Origin of the sequence: Mesorhizobium sp. M0306, assembly GCF_040321655.1 — a bacterium.
Taxonomy (GTDB): Bacteria; Pseudomonadota; Alphaproteobacteria; order Rhizobiales; family Rhizobiaceae; genus Mesorhizobium.
This window is the reverse complement of record NZ_JAMYRY010000111.1, coordinates 1-776: the sequence shown is the minus strand read 5'-3', so window position 1 is coordinate 776 and position 776 is coordinate 1. Positions and strand designations below refer to the sequence as shown.

Sequence of the window (776 nt, the reverse complement as noted above, 5' to 3'; positions counted from 1 at the left end):
TTCGTTCCGGTCCTTCGGATGCGGTCCGCCTCCCACGGCGGGCCTTTCCGGTCGCGACTCGCCGCCCACCCCGCTCACATGGGGACTTTGTCGTCAAGGCTGTCTTCGCATATCAACCTCAATGCGTTGTGATCCAAGGTCCGAGCCTGTCGTCTTGGCGCGGTGACAACACCGGTCCAAACTCACATACGGTCGCTGCACAGTGGCAGCTGCACCAACATCCCGCTTTCGTCGGCAAGGCTCAGGGGAACGCGACCAATCTTCCGGGCGGCATTTTGGGCCAAGTGGGGTGGGAGGTTCGTTCGCCCTGGATCGGCCGGGAGCGATCAATCCCGGCGGATGGAAGAAAGTACGTTGATCATGCCGGCTTCATGACAGCGCCCTCGATGACAGCACCATGATGAACATACTTCCACAGCGCGATCAGAAGTTTTCTCGCAGCGCAATGATGGCCGGATTGCGGCGCCTGCCACCGTCGAGCGCGACCCGCTCCTGGAACCATTGTGCCAAAGCCGATCGCGGTTGATGCAAGAGCCAGAACCACGACAATTGCACCATCACCGTCCTCAGCCTCGGATTGCCCGCCTTCGATACGCCCTGTTCCCGGCTGATCGATCCGCTTTGCCATGGTGTCGGTGTCAGACCGGCATAGGAGGCAAGCTGCCTTCGGTTCGCGAACTCGCGATACAGTCCCTCGGACCAAAGCACCTCGGCAAAGTCCGCTCCCACGCCGCGCAGTTGCTTGAGCATCGACATTCCATTGGCGACTTTTGAAG

The 776-nt window shown here is 60.6% G+C and carries 1 pseudogene; it reads right to left on the bottom strand.

The annotated features are described in order from the left end of the window. Positions 1 to 358 precede the first annotated feature (358 nt). Positions 359 to 776 (bottom strand): annotated as a pseudogene (locus NKI95_RS34340) (transposase); the annotation flags it as partial.